We start from the raw sequence: 22,522 nt of genomic DNA on the forward strand, positions 1-22,522 counted from the left end.
CTTCGGGTCACACAAACGGGGAGAGCAACAATGAGCCTTTGGCGGACCAAAAGCATCGAGGAGTCGCTGGCAGACTCTCACCTCGAACACCGGAGCCTGAAACGCACACTCGGCACCTGGGATCTCATGGTCATGGGCGTCGCCGTCGCTGTGGGAGCCGGAATCTTCTCGGTCGGAGCCCGTGCTGCTGGCCAGTATGCAGGGCCATCGGTCAGCCTCTCGTTCCTGCTCGCCGCCCTCACCTGTGCCCTGGCGATCATGTGTTACGCCGAGTTCGCATCGACCGTGCCCGTCGCCGGCTCTGCCTACACGTTCACCTACGCGACCCTCGGCGAACTCGTCGCCTGGATCATCGGCTGGGATCTGATCCTCGAGATGCTCACGGCAGCAGCGGTCATCGCCAAATACTGGGGCATCTACCTTTCCCTTGTCTTCGACCTGTGGGGGTGGAGTGTTCCTGACACCCTGAACCTCGCGGGACTCCAGGTCAGCTGGGGTCCGTTCATCATCGTCGCGATCTTCACCACACTCCTCGTCCTCGGCACCCAGCTCTCGGCGCGGGTCGGCGCTGTCTTCACCGTCATCAAAGTCGCCATCGTTCTCTTCGTCATCGTGGTCGGCGCGTTCTTCATCCGCCCGGAGAACTACGTGCCGTTCATCCCGGAGTCGGTTCCGACCGAGGGCGGATCGAGTGACGTCTGGAGCCAGTCGCTCTTCGCGTTCCTCACCGGAGCGGCTCCCGCACAGTACGGGGTGTTCGGCCTCCTCGCCGGTGCGAGCCTGGTGTTCTTTGCCTTCATCGGATTCGACGTGGTGGCAACGAGCGCAGAGGAGGTGCGTGACCCGCAGAAGAACCTGCCTCGCGGCATCCTCGGTGGCCTCGCCATCGTCAGTGTGCTGTACATCGGGGTAAGCCTCGTGCTCACCGGCATGGTGCCGTACACGACGCTCGCCGAGGCGGAAGACCCGTCGCTCGCCACCGCCTTCGTCGCGGTCGGAGCCGACTGGGCGGCCCAGGTGATCTCCGTCGGGATCCTCGCGGGTCTCACGACGGTCATCATGGTCCTCCTGCTCGGTCTCGCCAGGATCCTGTTTGCAATGAGCCGCGACGGGCTGCTGCCGCGGTCGCTGAGCGTCACGAGTGAGAAGCGCAGGACCCCGGTACGGGTCCAGATCATTTCGGGCGTCCTCGTCGCGCTGCTCGCCGGCCTGACGGATGTTGGTGTTCTCGAGGAGATGATCAACATCGGAACCCTGAGCGCCTTTGTGCTGGTCAGCATCGCCGTCATTGTCCTCCGCAAGAAGCGGCCAGACCTGCCGAGGGCCTTCCGCGTGCCGCTGTCGCCGTTCCTCCCGATCCTCTCGGCAGTGCTTTGTCTGTGGCTCATGTTCAACCTCACGACCCTCACCTGGGTCCGGTTCCTCATCTGGCTCGCGGCCGGCCTGGTCATCTACTTCGCCTACGGACGGCGCCACTCGGTTCTCGGCAAGCAGAACGCCGAACGCCAACTCGCACAGGACTGACGTGCAGGGCGCTCCCGGGCTATTCTCCGGAAGTGCCCTGCTCGCGTTCATCCTGGCCACAGAGAACTAGGACAGACTGAGCGGATGCTGCACCGTCACCCGATCCTCGGCCTGTTCACCGGCGCATACCTGGTCTTTGTCGGCTGGGTCACGCTCGGACCCCAGCCGTTCGACGACAGCAACAACGGACTCATTTTCCGCGCGCTCGGCGTGCTCGATCGCTACGAGGCGACCTCCTGGATCACCTACAACGTCCTTGAGTTCGCGGCCAACATCGCCATGTTCTTCCCGATCGGGCTGTTCCTCGTGCTGCTTTTCGGCCGACGACTGTGGTGGCTCGCGGTTTCCATCGGCTGTGGCATCACCGTCGTCATCGAGACCGCCCAGCTCTTTATCCCCGGACGGGTGTCTGACCCGCGGGACCTGGTAGCGAACAGTGCCGGTGCGATCCTCGGTGTGCTCGTCGGCCTGCTCCTCACGGCCAGGAAAGCGCGACGGCTTCGGCAGGAGCGGACGACGCGCCCGACATCACCCCGGCAGCGGTCGGTCGCCGGTTCGGTCCGGTAGCGGAGCAACAGGCGCAGCACCGACGGTCTGCGCACCGGGTCGCGTCAGGCGCCCTCGCGAGGAGTGCTCGGCGGGCGCTTCGCCTCCGGGGCAGGGTCCCGCTGGGCGCCCGTCGGGTCGCGCCGCGACGGTCCGGGTGGGGCATCCCGGTGATCCGCGAAAATCCACCGTGGCTTCGGCTCGATCACAGGGCGGAAGAATCGCCGCACCGGCGCGCTGGCCAGCACCACCGAGATGACGACGGCAAAGATGATCATGGCGACGAGCCAGACATCCGGCAGCAATTCGTGCCGGAGCACCCCGCTCTCCCGAAGCGGATAGAGCACGAAGCTGTGCAGCAGATAGACGTACATCGTGTACCTGCCGAACTGTGTCATCCAGGTTTCCCGTCGCGGCAGCAGGACGAAAAAAGCCGCGCTGAGCAGTGTGGCAAGGACGATGAGGCCGAGTCGGACAGCGCCACCCCACCACTGGGCTTCACCCAGACCCGCGTATGAATCGTCGTAGAAAAACCAGAAACGAAGGTCGATCTTCCGCCACAGGTCGATGAAGCTCACGAGCACGGCGATCCACGCGGCGAACAGCACGATCGCCGCGCCCCGGATCAGCCACGTCTGGCGATCCACGACGCGCCAGCGCTCAACGAGCTTCCACCTGTGCAGTTGCCAGCCGAGTACGAAGAACGGGAGGATGCCGAGCGTCCGCGCGAGCGAGAACGTGCTGTCGACGTTGTCGAGGTAGCCGACGCCGACCGAGATGATCAGTGCCCAGGCGAGCGGCCAGCGCAGCAGCGCGAGGTAGGGGAGGACCAGCCGGAAGATGCCAAGCGCCAGCAGGAACCAGAGCGTCCACGACGGCTGCGTCGGATTCAGCTCCTGCTTGCCCTCGACGAGGAACTGGACCAGGGTCCACACGGTCTCGAAAATCACGTAAGGAACAAGGATGTCCGTGATCAACCGTTTCATCTCGCGCGCGCCGGGCGGGCTGCTCTTCGTGAAGTACCCGCTGACGATGGCGAATGCGGGCATGTGGAAGGCGTAGATCAACAGGTAAACGGTAAGTGCGGCATCCGAATCGTAAATGAGCCGCTGGATGCCGTGCCCCATCACGACGAGGACGATGCAGGCGAAGCGGGCGTTGTCCCAGAACGGAACCCGGGGTTTGGGGATGCTGCCGGTCGCTGCTTTCACGCATCCACCCTATGCGCCAGAACGGGTGACCCCAGAGGCACGCCGGGAATGAAGTCGAGCTTGATCCGGTTACACTCGATATCCATTCATACGAATAGATAACTTCTCTGGTTGGAAAAGACAATGGCGGAAAGCACAATGCAGTTCGGAATCTTCAGCGTCGGCGACATCACCACCGACCCGACAACAGGTCACACCCCCACAGACGCCTCGCGCCTCAACGATGTCCTGACCATCGCTCAGCACGCTGAAGCGGTCGGACTGGATGTGTTTGCCATGGGCGAGCACCACAACCCGCCGTTCTTCCCGTCGAGTCCCGTCGCGATCAACAGCTATCTCGCGGCCAAAACCTCGACCATCATCCTGTCGACCGCGACGACGCTCATCACCACGAACGACCCGGTGCGCATCGCCGAGGAATACGCGATGCTCCAGCACCTCTCCGGTGGACGCATGGACCTCACCCTCGGCCGTGGAAACACCGGCCCCGTGTACCCGTGGTTCGGCGAAGACATCCGCCAGGGCATCCCGCTTGCCCTCGAGAAGTACGCCCTGCTCCGGAAGCTCTGGCGTGAAGACGTCGTCGACTGGGAGGGCCAGTTCCGCACTCCGCTTCAGGGATTCACCTCCACTCCGCGTCCGCTCGACGGTGTGCCTCCGTTCATCTGGCACGGTTCCATCCGCTCTCCTGAGATCGCCGAGCAGGCCGCGTTCTACGGGGATGGCTTCTTCTCGAACCACATCTTCTGGCCCGCGTCGCACACCCAGAAGATGGTTGCGTTCTACCGCCAGCGGTTCGAGCACTACGGTCACGGTCGTGCCGACCAGGCGATCGTCGGGCTCGGTGGACAGGTCTTCATGCGCAAGAACTCGCAGGATGCCGTCCGCGAATTCCGCCCGTACTTCGACAACGCCCCGGTGTACGGTCACGGCCCCAGCCTCGAGGACTTCACCTCCCAGACCCCGCTCACGGTCGGCAGCCCGCAGGAAGTCATCGACAAGACGCTCGGCTTCAGGGACTACGTCGGCGACTACCAGCGCCAGCTGTTCCTGATGGACCACGCCGGCCTGCCGCTCAAGACGGTGCTTGAACAGCTCGACCTGCTCGGCGAGGAAGTGGTGCCAGTGCTCCGCAGGGAGTTCGCGAAGAACCGTCCGGCCGACGTGCCGGACGCTCCGACTCACTCGTCGCTCCAGGCAGCTGGCGCATCGGCTGACAACGCCGCTCTCGCCGATTCAGAGGTGAAGTAATGACCACGAGGAAACTCGCCGTCGTTTCGGCGGGGCTCAGCCAGCCGTCATCCACGAGAATGCTCGCCGACCGTCTGACGGACGCAACCGTGGCGCGACTGAAGGAACAGGGTGTGGAGGTCGAGGTTACGACGGTGGAGCTGCGCGACGTCGCCACCGACGTTATGAACAACATGCTGACCGGCTTCGCCAGCCCCAAGCTCGAGGCGGTCATCGATGCCGTGACCGGTGCAGACGGCCTGATCGCCGTCACGCCGATCTTCACGACGAGTTACAGCGGCCTGTTCAAGTCATTCTTCGATGTGCTCGACAACCGCTCACTCACCGATATGCCCGTGCTCATCGGAGCCACGGCCGGCACCGCACGGCATTCCCTCGCCCTGGACTACGCGCTTCGTCCCATGTTCACCTACCTGCATGCCGTCGTCGTCCCGACGAGCGTGTTTGCGGCATCGGAGGCCTGGGGGAGCGGCGCAGACACGGTGAAGACCCTGCCCGACCGGATCGACCGGGCAGCGAGCGAGCTCGTGCCACTCGTCGCGGCATCCGATCGCTCAGGACAGGTCCGCGACCCCTTCGGATTCGACGCATCGCTGAGTCCGGTTGGCGGGTTCCAGCCGAGCTGAGCCGCGCGGGCCGAGTCAGCAGGACTGGTTCGCTGTCACCGTCGATCATGTGGTCAACTTGAGCCATGAAGACCAGCACAAAGAACCTCCTGATCGGCATCGTCGTCGTCATTCTCGCTGTCGTCGTCGCATCGTGGATCGTCAACATCGCGCTTGCCTTCCTCGCCGCCGCGATCAAGTTCGCCCTGATCGCCCTCGTCGCCGTCGTGCTGCTCATCGTGGTCGGCGTGTGGTGGGCCCGCACCCGCGACTAATCGCGCAGGGCATCCGGGATGACGGCAGCTTGCCATGCGTCGCTCGTGCCCTCGGGGATCTCCGGCAGCCACCACACGAGCTGACCCCAGACGAAGACCATCACGACAACCGTGACAGCGATGTTGAGCGACGTCGACTCAGTGCCGGGCACCAGCATCGACACCACGACGACCGTCGCGGCTGCCGCACCCGCGACCACTGACACGGTCCCTGTGTTGAGCAGCCAGGTGCGGGGGAGCTGCGCCCTTACGGGCAGCCACCCGACCGTCAGGAGCAGGGCGGCACTGAAGCCGGCCAGTGCGACCCCGGCAACAACCACCAGGTCGGATGTCTGGAGTCCGAAAAGGCCACCGGTTCCGTTGCCGCCGGCGGTCAGGTCGGCGACAACTCCGGGCAGCGCGAGCACGAGAGCGATCCACGCGGCGTAACCGACGGCGCAGGCGCAGAAGGTGAGGGCGGGCGTGCCCCGGTCACTCGGTGACCGTGCCAGGTACAGTGCCAGCGCGGCAAGAAGGACCGCGGCGTGAGCCAGGACCCAGAACGACGCGTCGAGCCCATCGCCGACCAGAGCCAACGCCGCGACCCCCAGGGTCGCGCACGACCCCACCGCGCACGTTACTGCCTGCCAACGAGCAGTCGTGCGAAGCGCGAGTGCTGACGACAGCGCACGGGCCGGCCAGCCGTCGGGCGCGTGTTCTCTGGCAGCCGCGCTCGGTGTCGAATCCTCTAGCTGTGCAGCATCCGCGTTCTCTATGGCGCCGATGAGGCGTCGCCAGCGGTGGACGGCGACGCCGAGCCCGACCACTAGTCCAACGAAAACTGCCGCGAGGATGACCGCTCCTACGAGAACCGTCCCGGCACCGGGCGGCGCTGCGACCGGGGATGACGCTGACAGCACGATGGTTGCGTTGAGAACCAGCACGGCGATTCCTGCCCGGACCGGTGTGGCAAGGAGCGGGACAAAAACGAAGAGTGGGCGAAGGAGTGCGAGGATCAGGCGCCAGGGCGTCGATGTCGAGCCCGAGATTGCCCGGGACGTCACGCGGATGCTGCGCGACAGCACGGAGAGAAGGTACGCCGGCGAAAGATCCCCGAGCGTGTTTCCGCCACGGGTGAATGAGGAACGGAGCTGTCGGGATGGCGCTGTTTCGCCCGGGTCCGCTGAAAAAGGTCGGTCAGGACTCGCTGCCGCATCCGCCAGCACGCTGGACTGCACGGCATCGATCAGAGAGGGGTCGGTTTTCCTTCTGCCCGCCGGTTGGATCGGCGGATAGGAGTCGACGAAGCGGGTCATGCCTGCAGCGGCATCCAGTCGTCCCCACCACCAGTCGTTGGCGCGCCATCCTCTCGCGAGGAACCCGCCGAAGTTGACAGCGGTTGTGCCGGCGAGCTTGTCTCGCGAGGTGAGGGGTGTGCCGAACAGGCGGCCAAGAACGTCCCGGTCGATGTCACCGGCCGGGAGTGAGAGCGCTGCGCGTGTTGCCCTTCGCGTCTTGCGCTCGAGCAAGGCTGTGTAGTCGCCAGGCCTCGCGGCTGGTTCATCACCGGTGATCCGCCAGAACGCCAGCGCGGAGATGGGTTCGGGAATCCCCATCGCCGCGAGAAACGGGGCAAGGTCGACTGCCTCGAAGTCCTGTCGGCGCATCGGGATTCCGCTCCATGGCACGTGTTCCCACGCTCGGGCGGTGTTCGTATTCGTGTCGGAATCGGCGTTGGTGTCCCGCGCGGCCTTACCGTTGCCGGGCGAGGCGGCGCGGAGTGCGTCGAGGCACTCATCGAGAACGGCCCAATGGCGCGCAGCGGCGTCGACGGCGGCCGAATTCTCCCGAATCCACGTCGCAAGAACGGTGTCGGCCAGTCGGGCGGGCGACGATGCCGCGTCGAGCCGTTCGGCGTCGTCGAGTACGGCTCGAAGGCACAGGTCTCGCGCGTCGGTTGCCCGCGCGAGGACCTCGTAGACCCTCAGCCGGATGTCGGCGACCGAGATGTCGGTCGCCATGACGCTTTCGAGCGCACGCACCCAGTTGAGCAGCGACAGCGACGCATCGAGCAGCGCCTGTGGTCCGTCGACGACAGCGCGGAAGAACTCACCGGTCTCAGAATCGCCCGACAGGTCGGTGAAGACGCGGTCGAAGAGGTGATCCAGACCATGGCGTTCCTCGGCCGATCGCGCACGCCAGTCGGATCGCGTCGGCAGGTTGGTACCGAGCTGCCACCGCGAGGGATCGGCGAGCACAAGCGTGATCAGCTGCAGATCCGCCGCCGACCGGTACCGGATGTAGGCGCGTTGCGCCTCCACCCTGTCGTAGTCGTCGACGGCCGCCGTCGAGAAGACGGCGAAGGACTCGCTTCGTCCCTCCGACTGTTTCAGGGCGAGGCGAAACCGCTCGACCTCGTCTTCCTCGTCCGGCCCTGACTCCCTCATCACCTGCCGCCTCAACGCAGCGACAATGACGGGGAGAAACTCGGACTGCCGGTCGGAAAGTCGCTTGCGCACACGGTGGGGCCCGGCCGACGACGAGCCGGCATCCGCCCTCCCGTAGTGGGTCGGACGCACGGAGGCGAGCGACTCGGCCGGGGGACTCGGGTCGAGGTAGAGCAGCGCCCGGGTGGCGTTGACCGTCGAGGCCATTCCGCGAACCGCCCGGAAGGCCCGATCAATCGGAATGTTGTCGAGCACACCACCGTCGACGACGTGAAACGGATGTGACCAGTCGTTCCGGTGGGCGTGGAACGCGAAGGTCATATCGACGCTCTCCGCATCCGGGAGCCAGGGGCCGTTGAGGGGTACGCGCGTCGACTTCGAGAAGATGAGGGCAGGCTCGAATGCGCCCGGAAACGATGACGTCGTGCGCGCGGCGTACGCAAGTCGAGCCAGGTCGGCCGCCGGAACCGGCCCGTCGCCGGAGGGAATCGCGCGGCCGTACTCGGACGCCGAACCGTCATCACTGCCGACGAAGTGGAAATGACCGTTGCCGTCCTCAGCGTGCCGGTCGGTGGCATCCGCGGTGTCGATGAGCGTTGCCGAGAGATCAACGGCGATGCGGGAGGCGCGGTGGAACGGATGGTTTCCGGGGCCGGCATAGAGACGCCGGAGGACGTCCTTCAGCTCGGGCCAGAAGTATCCGTCACCGCGCAGGATGGAATCGACGCGCTCAAACCCGGGCGGACGCAGGAGCCGCCACACACTTCCGATGTCGCGCCAGACCGGCAGTAGCGCATCGACGTCGGCACCGGCGCGCTGCGCTGTGGCGTACATCACCGCGTTGAGGCCGCCGGCACTCGCACCGGCCAGGACGTCGAACTCGACAGCGTCGAACCCGCGAGAGTCCAGGAGTCGTGCGTACGTCACCGCGCGGTCGAGCCACACGGCGTCCGGCGCGACGCCGGACGGCGACCCCGCTCCGGATAGCGACGCGATCCCGGACAGTGACGGTGGCACGATCACTGCGTGTGTCGATCCGCCGGCATCAGTGCGAATGCGGATGCGACGCCACAGGTCCATTTCGGCTGTCGCGCCGCCGATCCAGACCGCGAGGCTCACGCCGCCGCGCATGGCCAGGGCGGCGCGGAGGATTCGGGAGTGACGGGGCTGGAGCGACTCGAACTCACTGACGCCGATCGGGCGGGGAGTCGGGCGCTCGCCGGGTTCGAGCGCGACGGCGATGAGCGTCGCCGGTTCCGCGCTGGTGCCCATCTGCCGTCCTCGTTGCGAGAGTGATGCGGGTCACCGCACCGTACTCCGGCGTCGCTGCAGTTCGGTAGTGGCTGGAGGGATGGCTCATCGCGCGTGGGGAGGCATCCGTCGTGCCGCAGCGTCGTGCGGCGTTCACCCAATGGACACGCGGCATGAGCAACTTCCCAGCGCAGAAATGGGGGCCTCTGCTAGGCTGAACACGGCTCGATAGCAATATCGGGTCCACATCAACGGAGCAGGCCGGCAGGAAGCTGGTCCTCGGTGGTGAATTTCTCTCGCGTCGGTCATCCCGACGCTCCTCCCTTCGGTGTATCGGCGGTAGAGCGAGAGCGGTTTTCTACTGGAGATCAGCCAGACCACACGGTCTGAGAATTTACTGCCTGTTCCTGCTCCTCGCAGAGCGTGCGCCCACACGGGGCAGCGCTAAACGTAAGGAGAGACCTATGGAAGGTCCAGAAATCAAGTTCGCCGAGGCAGTCCTCGACAACGGCAAGTTCGGAAAGCGCACAGTCCGCTTCGAAGCAGGACGCCTTGCACAGCAGGCACAGGGTGCCATCGCTGCATACCTCGATGAAGAAACCATGCTTCTCTCGGCCACCAGCGCCGGAAAGCACCCCAAAGACCAGTTCGACTTCTTCCCCCTCACGGTGGACGTTGAAGAGCGCAGCTACGCTGCAGGCAAGATCCCCGGTTCGTTCTTCCGCCGCGAAGGCCGTCCGTCCACCGAGGCCATCCTCGTTTGCCGCCTGATCGACCGTCCGCTCCGTCCGTCATTCGTGACCGGCCTGCGCAACGAAGTCCAGATCGTCATCACCGTCCTGAGCATCGCTCCCGACGAGTTCTACGACGCACTGGCGATCAACGCAGCATCGATGTCAACGCAGATCTCGGGACTTCCGTTCTCGGGCCCGATCGCCGGCATCCGTCTCGCCCTCATCAACGGCCAGTGGGTCGCATTCCCGAAGGCATCGCAGCTCGCTGACGCCGTCTTCGACCTCACTGTCGCCGGCCGCCTCGTCACAGACGAGAACGGCAACGAAGACATCGCCATCATGATGGTTGAAGCAGAAGCCACCGAAGGTGCATGGGGCCTCATCCAGGCCGGCGCCCGCAAGCCGAACGAAGAGGTCGTCGCAGAGGGCCTCGACGCCGCGAAGCCGTTCCTCCTCCAGCTGGTCAAGGCTCAGTCCGAGCTCGCCGCACAGGCTGCCAAGGAAGTTCGCGAATACCCGGTCTTCCTCCCGTACACCGACGAGACCCTCGCCGCTGTCTCCGAACTGGCCAGGACCGAGCTCGCCTCGATCTACCAGATCGCCGACAAGCAGGAGCGTCAGAACGCTGACGACGAGCTCAAGGACCGCGTCAAGGCTGCCATCGCCGCCAAGGTCGAAGCTGGCGAGCTGCCCGCAGACGCCAACAACCAGGTGTCGGCCGCGTACAAGTCCGTCACCAAGGACATCGTCCGCAGCCGCATCCTCACCGAGGGCGTCCGTATGGACGGCCGTGGTCTTGCAGACATCCGTCCGCTCGACGCCGAGGTTCAGGTCATTCCTCGCGTTCACGGTTCGGCGATCTTCCAGCGCGGAGAGACCCAGATCCTGGGTGTCACCACGCTGAACATGCTCAAGATGGAGCAGCAGATCGACTCACTGAGCCCGATCACGAAGAAGCGCTACCTGCACCACTACAACTTCCCGCCGTACTCCACCGGTGAGACCGGCCGCGTCGGTTCCCCGAAGCGTCGCGAGATCGGGCACGGCTTCCTCGCCGAGCGCGCACTCGTTCCGGTTCTGCCGAGCCGCGAGGAATTCCCCTACGCCATCCGTCAGGTGTCTGAGGCTCTCAGCTCCAACGGTTCGACGTCGATGGGTTCCGTTTGCGCCTCGACCCTGTCGCTGCTCAACGCCGGTGTGCCGCTGCGCGCCCCGGTTGCTGGCATCGCCATGGGCCTCGTCTCCGACGAGGTTGACGGCCAGACCCGCTACGCGGCTCTCACCGACATCCTCGGTGCAGAAGACGCACTCGGCGACATGGACTTCAAGGTTGCCGGTACTTCTGAGTTCGTCACGGCGATCCAGCTCGACACCAAGCTCGACGGCATCCCCGCCTCCGTGCTCAAGGCCGCGCTGACCCAGGCCAAGGAGGCTCGCACCACGATCCTCTCCGTCCTGAACGCCGCGATCGACGCTCCGGATGAAATGGCACCGACCGCGCCTCGCGTGATCAGCGTCAACATCCCCGTCGACAAGATCGGTGAGCTGATCGGCCCCAAGGGCAAGACGATCAACGCCATCCAGGACGAGACCGGCGCAGACATCTCGATCGAAGAAGACGGCACCGTGTACATCGGCGCTGTCGACGGACCGTCGGCTGAGGCAGCTCGTGCCCAGGTCAACGCCATCGCAAACCCGACCAACCCTGAGGTTGGCGAGCAGTTCCTCGGAACCGTCGTGAAGATCGCCACATTCGGCGCCTTCGTCTCGCTGCTCCCGGGCAAGGACGGCCTGCTGCACATCTCTGAGGTGCGCAAGCTCGCCGGTGGCAAGCGTGTTGAGAACGTCGAAGACGTCCTCGGCGTCGGCCAGAAGATCCTCGTTCAGATCACGAAGATCGACGACCGCGGCAAGCTCTCGCTTGAGCCGGTTGTCGCTGAAGAGTCTGAGCGTGTTCACTCCGAAGAGCCCGCCGAAGGTGGAGACACCACGCAGGCTCCTCGCGTTCACGCCGAGCAGCCCGCTGAAGGCTAAGCCGCTCTCTTCTGAATAACGGATGCCCCGCCTCGAGAAATCGAGGCGGGGCATCCGTTCGTTAACGTGGCATTGCTCGGCCACAAAAGGCCGTTCCGTCGCCGTGCTCGGCCACAAACGGCTGTTCGCCGCGGTGCTCGGCCAGAAAGGGTTGTGTTTGGGGCTCGGGAGCAGCCGAATGTGTCCGAGCAGCGATCGGACGGGCTGCGATCGGCAGCGACTGGGCGACGCGGCCGCCCGCGGTGACGTCTTAGCCGCGCAGTGTGCGCTCGAGCAGGGGAGCGGCCCGGAACGGGATCAGCTCGCCCATCGCAAGCGAGGTCTCGGCGCGATCGACCCCGTCGCACGCGAGGATGAGGCTCGACACCCGGAACAGGTCGTCGGCATCGGTGGCAACAACCCGCACGAGGAGGTCACTTGACCCACTCAGCCCGTGCGCCTGGATGATCTCCGGGATCTTCGAGAGCTGCTCGACGATCGGGCCAAGCTTCTGCTGCTGCAGATGGACCGAGATGAAGGCAGACAACGGGTAACCCAGCGCGGCCGGGTTGATCCGTCGCTCGAATGAACCGAGCACATCGGTTGAGTCGATGGCGCTCAACCGCGCCTGCACCGTGTTGCGCGACAACCCGAGTTTCTCGGCGAGGGCAACGATCGACGATCGCGGATCTTCAGCGAGCGCCAGGAGAAGGCGGGTGTCTGTGCGATCGAGCTTGTGCATAGTGCCAGAGACTAGCAGCCCCTGTTCCGATCCCACCGGGCAGAATGCGCAATCGGAACGATGACGGTTGTGCCCATTGACGGCCGGGCGTACCGTCGCACCTACATCTGGCAACGGCGCCGGATGCTGAATTGCTGCGATCCAGCGGTTCAGTACACGAAAGAAAGCGGCGTGTAACTGTGTCCACCACCCATGAAGGCACACGAATTCACAAGGCGCACGACGAGTACGGTGTGCACCTCGGTTCCCTCGAAGATGTTGTCCAGCTCGTTCGGTCCGACGGCACCCGCGTCAATAATCCCGGTTTCGATCCGTGGGTCGACGACGTCTCCACAGAACAGCTCATCGGCCTGTACGAAGACATGGTCGTCGTCCGGCGCATCGACACCGAAGCCACTGCCCTGCAGCGGCAGGGTGAGATCGGGCTCTGGCCACCGTTGCTCGGGCAGGAAGCCGCTCAAATTGGCTCGGCCCGTGCGCTGCGACGCGACGACTTCGTGTTCTCGAGCTATCGCGAGAACGGCGTCGCCTACTGCCGGGGCATCGACTTCACCGACCTGATGCGCGTCTGGCGCGGCAGCGCGGCATCCGGTTGGAATCCGTACGAGGTCGGCATGGCCACACCGGCCGTCATCATCGGCGCGCAGACCCTCCACGCCACCGGGTACGCGCTCGGCTGCAAACACGACGGCGTCGACTCGGCCACGATCGCCTACTTCGGCGACGGCGCGACGAGCCAGGGTGACGTCAACGAGGCTCTCGTCTTCGCGGCAAGTTTCTCGGCACCCGTCGTTTTCTTCTGTCAGAACAACCAGTGGGCGATCTCCGAACCCGTTGGGCTGCAGTCGCAGCGCCACATCTCGGACCGGGCACCGGGCTTCGGCATCCCGAGCATGCGTATTGACGGCAACGACGTGCTCGCGGTGATGGCAGCGACGCGCATCGCTCTCGACCGGGCGCGCTCCGGCGGGGGGCCGACCTTCATCGAGGCGGTCACCTACCGGATGGGTCCGCACACGACGAGCGACGACCCCACCCGCTACCGCCCTGCGGGCGAACTCGACGAGTGGCGCGCAAAAGATCCGATCGCCCGCATCGCCTCCCTGCTCGACGCGCGCGGAGCGTTCACAGAAGAGCTGCGGTCGAGAGTTGATGAGAAAGCGGATGCCGTGGCCAGCGAACTGCGGGCGGCGTGCCTCTCGATCCCCAAACCAGACCCGCTCACCGTTTTCGATCACGTCTTCGCGGAGCCGCACTCCGGGCTCGAGCGGCAGAAGAGCCAGTACGCCGCGTACCTCGCGTCGTTCGGAGATAACGACGCCGACGGGACCGCGGACAGCGACGCCGACAGCGACACTGACGGGAGTGAGTCATGAGCCAGATGACGATGGCCGGTGCGCTCAACGACGGACTCCGTCGCTCACTCGCCCGCGACGACAAGGTTGTGCTGATGGGGGAAGACATCGGCAAGCTCGGCGGAGTCTTCCGCATCACAGACAAGCTCCAGGCCGAGTTCGGTCCTCGTCGCGTGATCGACACTCCGCTCGCCGAGGCCGGCATCATCGGTACGGCGGTCGGCCTCGCCATCCGCGGGTATCGCCCGGTCTGTGAGATCCAGTTCGACGGCTTCATCTACCCAGGCTTCGACCAGATCGTCGCCCAGGTTGCCAAGCTGCACTACCGAACCAGGGGCAACGTGAGAATGCCCATCACGATCCGTGTGCCGTTCGGTGGCGGCATCGGCGCTGTCGAACACCACTCGGAGTCTCCCGAGGCGTACTTCGCCCACACAGCGGGGCTCCGGGTGGTGTCATGCTCCAACCCGCAGGACGCCCACACGATGATCCAGCAGGCCATCGCGAGCGACGACCCCGTGCTGTTCTTCGAACCCAAACGCCGGTACTGGCAGAAGGGCGACGTCGACACCGAACTCGGAGCAGAGGCAGCGCCGCTGGGCCAGGCCCGCGTCGTCCAGCCGGGCACCGACGTCACGGTGGTGGCCTATGGCCCGCTCGTCCGGACGGCGCTGGATGTCGCTGCTGCGGCGGCAGACGACGGTGTGGCTGTTGAAGTCATCGATCTTCGCTCGCTCTCGCCGGTGGACTTCGCGACGGTTGAGGCATCCGTTCGCAAAACCGGCCGGCTGGTGATCACGCACGAGGCCGCCCAGTCGGGCGGGATGGGCGCGGAGATCGCTGCGTCGATCACCGAGCGCTGCTTTGACTGGCTCGAGGCTGCGCCGGCGAGGGTCACCGGTTTCGATACGCCGTACCCGCCGGCCTCGCTCGAGGAGGCGTTTCTGCCCGACCTCGACCGGATCCTCGACGCCGTTGACCGTGTCCTGGGCCGTCGAAATTCCCTGACGGGCTGGAAGGCAACAGCATGAGCATCGTGAACTTCGCCCTGCCCGATCTGGGTGAGGGACTCACCGAGAGTGAGATCGTCTCGTGGCGGGTTGCCGTCGGTGACACGGTGACGCTCAACCAGGTCATCGCTGAGGTCGAGACAGCCAAGGCTCTCGTCGAGTTGCCGTCTCCCTTCGCGGGCACGGTGTCGCAACTGTTCGCTGACGAGGGCACGACGGTCAACGTCGGTGAGCCGATCGTGGCGTTCGAGGTCACGGTTGTTCTGGGGGCCGACGCGCCAACGGATGTGCCCACTGACGGAGCACCGAATGACATCGACGCCGAGACGGGAGCGCGCGAACCGGATGCCGGCAGCCAGCGGGTGCGGACGCCCGTTGGCGCTGTAACTGCCGGGAGTGCCGCACCTGCGGAAAGCTCGCGGGGGAGCGGAGAGCGGGAACCGGTGCTGGTCGGGTACGGGCCGCGGGTCGACCGGGGTGACCGCCCGCGGCGGCGTTCACGCGCGTGGGCAGCGGACGACGGCGGTGCCGGTGGAAGCGCCGTCGCCGACGACGTGGGCAGCGCGCTGGCGCCTGAGGAGGTAACAAATGCGGGGGCCAGGCGTCCCCGCTCGACACCGCCCGTGCGGAAGCTCGCTCGAGACCTCGGCATCGACCTCCGGGCGGTCACGGGCACGGGGGAGACTGGGCTCATCACGCGGGAGGACATTGAGCGGGCCGCCGGCCACGTGACGGCATCCGTTACGGCGCCGCACGAAAACACCCGCGAGGACGTCGCAGAGGGCGCTGACGTCGACGGCGGGGATCTCGCGCTGAGCGCGGCGCGTGGGCGTCGAGCGGATGTCAGGGTTCCGATTCGAGGCGTTCGAAAGGCGACGGCCCAGGCGATGGTGCGGTCCGCGTTTACGGCGCCGCACGTCACGGAGTTCCTCACGATCGACGTGACCGCCGGTATGGACCTCGTGCGGTCGCTCGCGGACACCCCGGAGTTTAGGGGCAAGCGCCTGTCGATCCTCACCCTCGCGGCAAAGGCGGTCATTCTGGCGGCAGCTCGGACTCCCGAAGTGAATTCGCGGTGGGACGAGAATGCGCAGGAGATCGTGCAGCTCGGCGCTGTGCATCTCGGTATCGCTGCCGCGACCGGGCGCGGGCTCATCGTGCCGAACATCAAGGACGCGGACACCCTGAGTCTCGCCGGGCTGCGTGACGCGCTCGACGCGCTCATCGAGAACGCTCGGGCCGGGTCGACCAGCCCGCAGAGCCTCGCCGGCGGAACCATCACCATCACCAATGTCGGCGTGTTCGGTGTCGACGCCGGCACGCCGATCCTCAACCCGGGTGAGGCGGCGATCCTCGCCATCGGGGCGGTGCGACGGATGCCATGGGAACACCGGGGCGAGATTGCGCTGCGCGAGGTCATGACGTTGAGCCTGTCGTTCGACCATCGCCTTGTGGATGGGGAGCAGGGGTCGAGGTTCCTCGTCGATGTCGGCAACATCCTCAGCAACCCGGGGCTGGTTCTGACGATGGTGTGAGGCGCCGTGAGAAACGCCTCAACCGCTATGCTCGGCGACGTGACCGATGCTGACGACGACCGTGACGAACTCGATCTCTGGACACCGGAGGCGCGCGAGCAGGTGCGGCGCACCGGTGAAGCGCTGCTGGATGCTGTTCGGGAGCAACTCGCCGCGCTCGACGCCATAGGTCCTGAATCTGATCTGGAGGAGCTTCACCGGATGGGCAACCGGGTTGATGACGCTGCGGTTGCGTTCTGTGATTCCCAGTACGCGCTGAGCGGGGAGTACTTTTCGTTCGCCGAGGTCACCGAATCGCACGACGAAGACGACGAGGACGTCGAGGATGATGACGAGGACGAGGGCGAACCGGAGGAGATCCCGGTGATCAGCGTCCTGCAGCGTGCAGAGTACAACGTCGTGGACTCCGCGGCCGTCCTCGCGGCGGGCCGCGAGGCGTACCTGCGGATGTGGCCATCCGACAGCGACGAGGAAGCCCGGTCACGGGTGGACTGGTTGGGAGCCGCACTCTACGAAATCGCGCACGCCGACGGCTGGCAGCACCTGGGGAAAACGCCCGGGCTGCAGCCCACCGGCGTCATCACCGACGTCATCGCTCCGACGGAGCTGATCGACCTTCATGCGGACGTCGAGGACGGTCCGGATCCAGCGTTTTCGGTGCAGGGGAACGTGCTGCACAGGACCGTCGACCAGTGGGGCCCGCCGCCGAAGTCGATCAGTTAGGCAGCAGGCCGGCTAGATGTACAAAGGCGATGACGCCAGCGCCGGTGCACAGCAGTCCGACCACGCCTACGATCGGTGCCCACCATGCCCGGGCCGAAAGAGCGTAGATACTCGTTGAGAGACCCGCGAGTACGACGGTCGGACAGCCAATGAGCCGCGCGACCCCCGCTGGGTCACCGAGCTCGGCCGTGACCAACACCGTCACTGCAATCGATCCGATGAGGAATGCGATTGTCGACACTGACCAGCCAATTGCGGCAATGCCGAAGAGCGTCTCGCGCCACCGGCCAGACGATGGCTCCATGTACTTTTTCACCGGGCCGGCCAGAAGGTCATGCAGGTCGGGGAACGTATGGGGCCCCGAAGGAAGGTTGAGGAACTTCACCAGATCATCCTCGCCTCGGTAAGCGATGTCCTTGACGAGTTCCTCTTTTTCCTTCGCTGTTGTCCAGCCATCGAGAACGATGCCCCACCGACCTGCCTGATCGGGGTAGCCCATCTCTCGGTACATCTCGGCCAGCGCACGACGAACGCGGAGGTCTCCCGGGTCCGCCCAGGCAGCGTTCTTCAGAACGTTGAGGGCAAGCCGTACGTTGCCATCTCGTCGGAGTTGCTGCGACAGGGTCAGTGGGTCGAGCATGCCGACTACCCCCCAGCCATGGCGTCGAAGCCCACGATGGTGCCGACCGTCACGAGGAGACCACAGAGGCAGAGCGACGCGGTCCGTCTCGTCCATCGGCGTTGAGCGACAGCCGCTGCCGTAAGCATCAGCGACGCGAACCCGGCCAGGGCAACACTCGCGAGCAGGACATAGCGGGCAATTTGTGGCGAGCCGGTGAATCCGAGAGCAGCCGCGACGAAGACGGCAAGGATGCCCAACAGCAAAGTCCCAATTGCTAAACCGAATCCGACGGACGCGGCGGTCGTGAACCCAGCGCCGCGGTTGTCCGTCGAAGCACTCACATCGCGATCGAACCGCTCAAGGTAGCGAGCAGCGAACCGCTCACGGTAACGAGCGGCCGGACCGTCGAGGAGCGCGACGATATCGGGTCGTGCCGCCACCATCCCGGGCGGCAGCACCAGAAACTCCTCGATGTCCTGAGCGGTGACGCCCGACGATGCGAGCAAACGCGCCAGCCGGTCCCGCTCGATCGATGTGGTCCAGCCCTCGACGGCAATTCCCCACCGGCCAGCCTGGTCGGAGTGCCCCATGCCTCGGTACAGCTCGGCGAGAGCTATCCGGAGTTCCATCGACTTCGGATTTTTGCGCACTTCAGTTTTGAGCAGCTGGAGCGATCCGCGCCGGTTCCCGGCAGTATGCAGCTGGCGCGAGCGGTTGATGCGGCGCGCGACGTAAAGTGCATGGGGCCCGGGCATTGTCTTATCAAATCAGCCGGGGAACTGTTTTGTCGCTACCCCATTCGGGCCGCGTTTCGTGCGCGGGCGGGCGGGCGGGTCTCGAGCTGAGTAATAACGTGAACTAGCCGGGGAACAAGTCCGCGACACGGGCGATGGCTGAGCCCGTGATGAGTAGCGAGACAACGCCGAGCGTCGCGGCCCACCGCAGTTCTCGCTGGGCCGCAGCTGCCGCAGCATGCATGAGGACTGCGAATCCGAGAAGCACTCCACCGGAGTTGGCGAGCATTCGTGTAAGACCGAGCAGTTCGTCGCGCCCCGGAAACCACTCGATTGCGGAGGTGATCAGGTGGATGCCGATGGCCACGAACGCGGCCACCCAGACGACTTTGGCGACGACGGTGAAGAAACGGCTTGGCGGGTTCGGCCGCTTGACGATCTTGTCGTCATAGCGTGGGCGGTAGCGGGCGACCGGGCCATCGAGCAAAGCCTCGATAGTGGCGTACTCACCGAGATTGCGGCTGGGAAGCGCGAGAAAAACGGGCACATCCTGTCGCGCAACGCCGGATGATGCGAGCAAGCGCGCGAGCCGGTCCTGCTCACGCGGTGTTGTCCAGCCATCGACAAGGATGCCCCAGCGGCCGGCCTGGTCTGGGCAGTCGATGTCCCGATACAGCTCGGCGAGGAGGATGCGGAGTGGACGGGAGTCCGGCTGTGCGCGGACCGCGGCCTTCAGCGCCTGTCGAGCCGCAGCCGACTTTCCGACGCGGATGAGCTGACGAGCGCGATTGATCTCATTCGCCTCCTCCTGCTGTTGCGATACGGGCATGTGATCATCGAACCGGTTAGTGCGCTCCGCGGCGAGACCCCAGATCGGGCATGCGCGACTGATTCCGCATCGCTTGCCATCCAAGCGATCCCGTGCGAAGATTTCTACTTCTGTTCCCTCACGATAGGTATTTGCTGTGGACATCTTCGGTTCCGCGCCGCTTCCCGCGCGCTGACGACCGTCGATTCGCCACATCAGGCTCCGGTATTCAGCGCGACCGCTGACTACCCCGGAGTCCCATGTTTTCGCACAGCAACGCAACAGTTACACTCACCGATCTCGGCTTTTCCTGGCCCAACGGTGACATCGCTCTCGCCCACATCTCAGGCACCTTCGGATCGGGACGCACCGGTCTCGTCGGCGCCAATGGATCGGGCAAATCCACACTCCTCCGCCTCGTGGCTGGAGAACTCACCCCGACCTCCGGCCGCATCGCCGTCGCCGGTGAGGTGGGCTACCTCCCCCAAAACCTGACCCTCCGCGTCGATGCGACGATTGCCGATCTCCTGGGCATCAGCGGAAAGCTCGCTGCACTCACAGCGATCGAGTCCGGTGACGTGTCGGCGCACCACTTCGACGTGCTCGGTGACGACTGGGACATCGAAGCGCGGGCACACGAAGCGCTCGCCGAAATTGGCCTGGCAGGCGCCGGCCTCGGCCGGAGGGTGGATCGGATCTCCGGCGGTGAGGCAATGCTCGTCGCGACCACGGGACTCAGACTTCGCCGGACCGCGATCACGCTGCTCGACGAGCCGACGAACAACCTCGATCGGGATGCCCGCAAACGCCTGGCCGGCCTGGTCGCGTCATGGCCCGGCGCCCTCATCGTCGTGAGTCACGATGTGTCGCTCCTCGAGGGCATGGACGAGACCGCCGAACTCTATGGCGGAAAGCTCTCGGTGTTCGGCGGGCCATACAGCGAGTGGCGCGCACATCGCGAACAGGAACAGTCCGCCGCCGTCCAGGCGGTGCGCTCAGCGGGACAGGCGGTGAAGGTCGAGAAGAAACAGCGCATCGAAGCCGAAACGAAGCTCGCGCGACGCGCGCAGATGGGCCAGAAGGCGTTCGAGAACAAGCGGATGCCGAAAATTGTCATGCACGGGCTGCGGTCTCAGGCCCAGGTTTCCGCCGCAAAGCTCCGTGCGGGAATGGACCGGGACATCAGGTCTGCACAGTCGGCGTTGGATGCCGCGGAGGCGCGTGTCCGCGAGGACGAACCCATCCTGCTCGACCTCCCGGATCCGGATGTGCCGGCGGCCCGGAAGATCGCCGAACTGCGCGCCGCGAACCGCACGGTCATCATCCAGGGTCCCGAGAGAATAGCGATTACCGGTCCGAACGGCGTGGGGAAGACCACGCTGCTCGACAGCCTGGTTTTCGGCAGTGTCGGCGCGGATGAACGGGAGGTGACCGGCGCGATCAGCGCGCGTCGACTCACCGACCGGGTGGGATACCTGCCGCAGCGACTCGATGGGCTCGACGAGAACGCCAGCATGCTCGACAACGTGCAGGCTGCCGCACCCGCTGTTGCCCCCGGCATCCTGCGCAATCGGCTCGCCCGGTTCCTGCTCCGGGGCGACAGTGTGCACCGCGAGGTGCGCACGCTCTCGGGTGGTGAACGGTTCCGGGTCTCACTCGCGCGACTGTTGTTTGCGGATCCGCCCGCGCAGCTCCTCGTGCTCGACGAGCCGACCAACAACCTGGACCTGCAGAGCATCGATCAGCTCGTCGACGCGCTGAGGACGTACCGCGGTGCGGTAGTCGTTGTGAGCCACGATGAGGCGTTCCTCGAAAGGCTCGACCTCGACGCGACCTGGGAACTCGGCGCCGATGGATCACTCACGGCGGGGGACTGATCGTCAGTGTTCGTCTGTGATCGTGGTGGTCGTGGAGCTTGTCGGGTTCGCCGGCCTGCCTCGTCTCGCCCGTCGAGCCCGCTGTTCATCCCGGCGAATGAGCACGAGGCCGACAACCCCGACCACGAGAGCCGCGACGAATGCGCCCACGAGCACGGTGTCCGGATTTGCAAAGACCAGGTCCCCGAAGATCACGAGCATGGTCGCCAGTGCTGCAATAGCAAGCAGCATTCCGAGAGCGATGTTCACTCGCCGCCGGCTGATCGACCCGCGTCGAAAAGTGGCAGACGAGACCCTGTTCAGGTTGGGCAGCAGGACCTGAATGGCCGGATAGACCGGTTCTGGCGACGGCGGGTTCGCCGGGAGTGCCGTCGGTGGGGGCTCATCGTCGTTGCTGGCCATGGGCCCATGGTAGGTCAGGTTGTCGTAAAGGTGGCTACTGCGAGCGTTGCGGCGATAATCCCGACGATCGTCAGGACGCCGGCACCCAGCCAGCGCTTCTCGACCGCACAAACCCCGGCCGATACCCAGGAGGAAACCGCCGCTGCAGCCAGGAAGCATCCGCCGCCGATGCGTGCGGCGGTGCGGGCATCCGCCAGATCGAAGAAGGCGACGATGAAGACGGCCATCACCGCGAGGATCCCGCCAACCACGGTGGTGACCCAGCAGATCACGGCGAGGGTGAAGAGCCGCTCGCCCCAGGGCGACTCGTCGGTTGCGGCGGCCGCTTTGCGTTGCGCCACGTGTGCGGCGAGCGGCCCGTCCACCACCTCCTCGAGATCCGGGTAACTCTCGACGGGCCCAGTGAGCGCGAGGAAGTCGACCAGGTCGTCGCGGGGGGTGCCGACCGGTGCCAGCATCCGCGCCAGCCGATCGCGTTCGACCGGGGTCGTCCATCCCTCGATGACGATGCCCCATCGGCCAGCCTGATCCGGGGAGTTCATCTCGCGGTAAAACTCCGCGAGTGCGAGGCGCAGCGGGAGGTCGTCAGGGTGCGCCCGAACCGCGGCCTTCAGCAGGGCGAGGGCGTCACGTCGTTTGCCGACGCTCCAGAGTCGACTGGCGTGGTCGAGGGTCTTCCGGTCGCCAGCGTGACTTGTGTGTGCGGGCTGCGCGTCGGGGGCAGACGTCTCGCGGAGGTTCGGTGCGCCGCCGAAGTAGAGGTGCGGGTTCCGAGAGGCGGGAACGGAGGCGTCGGGTCTCTCGGGCATGGCCCCATCAAAACAGAGAGGAGCGCGCGCGGTCGCTACCCCGTTCGGGATGCTGCTGGGTGTGGGCGA

Annotated in this window: 19 protein-coding genes; 11 read left to right on the forward strand and 8 right to left on the reverse strand. The window is 65.5% G+C overall.

Annotated elements, in window-relative coordinates; translation table 11 throughout:
• Positions 1–30: 30 nt before the first annotated feature.
• A complete protein-coding gene (locus tag C3E77_RS04755) occupies positions 31–1,524 on the forward strand; it encodes an amino acid permease (RefSeq protein ID WP_108390578.1) in 1,494 nt (497 codons plus the stop codon).
• A gap of 84 nt (positions 1,525–1,608) precedes the next feature.
• Positions 1,609–2,091 (forward strand): VanZ family protein, encoded by a 483-nt coding sequence (locus C3E77_RS04760; RefSeq protein WP_108390579.1) that lies wholly within the window; start codon positions 1,609–1,611, stop codon positions 2,089–2,091.
• A gap of 44 nt (positions 2,092–2,135) precedes the next feature.
• On the opposite strand, the gene C3E77_RS04765 is transcribed toward C3E77_RS04760, so the two are convergent.
• Positions 2,136–3,281, reverse strand: a complete 1,146-nt coding sequence (locus tag C3E77_RS04765; protein WP_234031296.1) for an acyltransferase family protein — start codon at positions 3,279–3,281, stop codon at positions 2,136–2,138.
• Positions 3,282–3,419: 138 nt separating this feature from the next.
• Between C3E77_RS04765 and C3E77_RS04770 the strand changes: the two genes are divergently transcribed.
• The 3 genes from C3E77_RS04770 to C3E77_RS04780 all read left to right on the forward strand — a co-directional run bounded on the left by C3E77_RS04770 (position 3,420) and on the right by C3E77_RS04780 (position 5,412).
• The gene (locus C3E77_RS04770; RefSeq protein ID WP_108393070.1) at positions 3,420–4,532 is read left to right on the forward strand and encodes an LLM class flavin-dependent oxidoreductase; all 1,113 of its coding nucleotides are present in this window, start codon (positions 3,420–3,422) and stop codon (positions 4,530–4,532) included.
• Positions 4,532–5,158, forward strand: coding sequence for an FMN reductase (locus tag C3E77_RS04775; RefSeq protein WP_108390580.1), 627 nt, complete (start codon positions 4,532–4,534; stop codon positions 5,156–5,158). Before C3E77_RS04770 ends, C3E77_RS04775 begins: the two co-directional genes overlap by 1 nt.
• A gap of 65 nt (positions 5,159–5,223) precedes the next feature.
• Positions 5,224–5,412, forward strand: coding sequence for a hypothetical protein (locus C3E77_RS04780; RefSeq protein WP_108390581.1), 189 nt, complete (start codon positions 5,224–5,226; stop codon positions 5,410–5,412).
• Here C3E77_RS04780 and C3E77_RS04785 read toward each other — a convergent pair.
• The gene (locus C3E77_RS04785; RefSeq protein WP_198412192.1) at positions 5,409–9,110 is read right to left on the reverse strand and encodes a DUF3376 domain-containing protein; all 3,702 of its coding nucleotides are present in this window, start codon (positions 9,108–9,110) and stop codon (positions 5,409–5,411) included. The genes C3E77_RS04780 and C3E77_RS04785 overlap by 4 nt on opposite strands.
• Before the next feature lie 443 nt (positions 9,111–9,553).
• Here C3E77_RS04785 and C3E77_RS04790 point away from each other — a divergent pair, with 443 nt between their 5' ends.
• Positions 9,554–11,857: a polyribonucleotide nucleotidyltransferase gene (locus C3E77_RS04790; RefSeq protein WP_108390582.1), complete on the forward strand. Its 2,304-nt coding sequence runs from the start codon at positions 9,554–9,556 to the stop codon at positions 11,855–11,857.
• Positions 11,858–12,107: 250 nt separating this feature from the next.
• Here C3E77_RS04790 and C3E77_RS04795 read toward each other — a convergent pair whose 3' ends face one another.
• On the reverse strand, positions 12,108–12,578 hold the full coding sequence (locus C3E77_RS04795; RefSeq protein ID WP_108390583.1) for an Lrp/AsnC family transcriptional regulator: 471 nt from the start codon (positions 12,576–12,578) through the stop codon (positions 12,108–12,110).
• 206 nt (positions 12,579–12,784) lie between these two features.
• Between C3E77_RS04795 and pdhA the strand changes: the two genes are divergently transcribed.
• From pdhA to C3E77_RS04815, 4 genes are read left to right on the forward strand one after another with little or no spacing between them, the layout of a single operon-like run.
• Positions 12,785–13,954, forward strand: a complete 1,170-nt coding sequence (gene pdhA / locus C3E77_RS04800) for a pyruvate dehydrogenase (acetyl-transferring) E1 component subunit alpha (RefSeq protein ID WP_234031346.1) — start codon at positions 12,785–12,787, stop codon at positions 13,952–13,954.
• Entirely contained in the window at positions 13,951–14,964 is a 1,014-nt protein-coding gene (locus C3E77_RS04805; protein ID WP_108390585.1) for an alpha-ketoacid dehydrogenase subunit beta, read from the forward strand. The genes pdhA and C3E77_RS04805 overlap by 4 nt, the downstream gene beginning before the upstream one ends.
• Positions 14,961–16,478, forward strand: a complete 1,518-nt coding sequence (locus tag C3E77_RS04810) for a dihydrolipoamide acetyltransferase family protein (RefSeq protein WP_108390586.1) — start codon at positions 14,961–14,963, stop codon at positions 16,476–16,478. Before C3E77_RS04805 ends, C3E77_RS04810 begins: the two co-directional genes overlap by 4 nt.
• A gap of 39 nt (positions 16,479–16,517) precedes the next feature.
• A complete protein-coding gene (locus tag C3E77_RS04815; protein ID WP_162924912.1) occupies positions 16,518–17,201 on the forward strand; it encodes a hypothetical protein in 684 nt (227 codons plus the stop codon).
• Here the strand turns inward: C3E77_RS04815 and C3E77_RS04820 are convergent.
• The 3 genes from C3E77_RS04820 to C3E77_RS04830 form a co-directional block, all read right to left on the reverse strand.
• Positions 17,194–17,841: a DUF6584 family protein gene (locus C3E77_RS04820; protein WP_108390588.1), complete on the reverse strand. Its 648-nt coding sequence runs from the start codon at positions 17,839–17,841 to the stop codon at positions 17,194–17,196. The two genes, C3E77_RS04815 and C3E77_RS04820, sit on opposite strands and share 8 nt — an antisense overlap.
• A 5-nt stretch (positions 17,842–17,846) precedes the next feature.
• Positions 17,847–18,578 carry a DUF6584 family protein gene (locus tag C3E77_RS04825; protein ID WP_108390589.1) on the reverse strand — a complete coding sequence of 244 codons (732 nt, stop codon included), beginning with the start codon at positions 18,576–18,578 and terminating at the stop codon, positions 17,847–17,849.
• Between the two features lie 103 nt (positions 18,579–18,681).
• Positions 18,682–19,386 (reverse strand): DUF6584 family protein, encoded by a 705-nt coding sequence (locus C3E77_RS04830; RefSeq protein WP_108390590.1) that lies wholly within the window; start codon positions 19,384–19,386, stop codon positions 18,682–18,684.
• 239 nt (positions 19,387–19,625) lie between these two features.
• Here C3E77_RS04830 and C3E77_RS04835 point away from each other — a divergent pair, with 239 nt between their 5' ends.
• The gene (locus C3E77_RS04835; RefSeq protein ID WP_108390591.1) at positions 19,626–21,242 is read left to right on the forward strand and encodes an ABC-F family ATP-binding cassette domain-containing protein; all 1,617 of its coding nucleotides are present in this window, start codon (positions 19,626–19,628) and stop codon (positions 21,240–21,242) included.
• Between the two features lie 3 nt (positions 21,243–21,245).
• Here the strand turns inward: C3E77_RS04835 and C3E77_RS04840 are convergent, their stop codons facing one another.
• Together C3E77_RS04840 and C3E77_RS15515 are read right to left on the reverse strand one after the other, a co-directional pair.
• A complete protein-coding gene (locus C3E77_RS04840) occupies positions 21,246–21,644 on the reverse strand; it encodes a hypothetical protein (protein ID WP_108390592.1) in 399 nt (132 codons plus the stop codon).
• Between the two features lie 14 nt (positions 21,645–21,658).
• Entirely contained in the window at positions 21,659–22,453 is a 795-nt protein-coding gene (locus tag C3E77_RS15515) for a tetratricopeptide repeat protein (RefSeq protein WP_108390593.1), read from the reverse strand.
• Positions 22,454–22,522: the final 69 nt, after the last annotated feature.

Source organism: Mycetocola zhujimingii (assembly GCF_003065425.1).
Classification (GTDB): domain Bacteria; phylum Actinomycetota; class Actinomycetes; order Actinomycetales; family Microbacteriaceae; genus Mycetocola_A; species Mycetocola_A zhujimingii.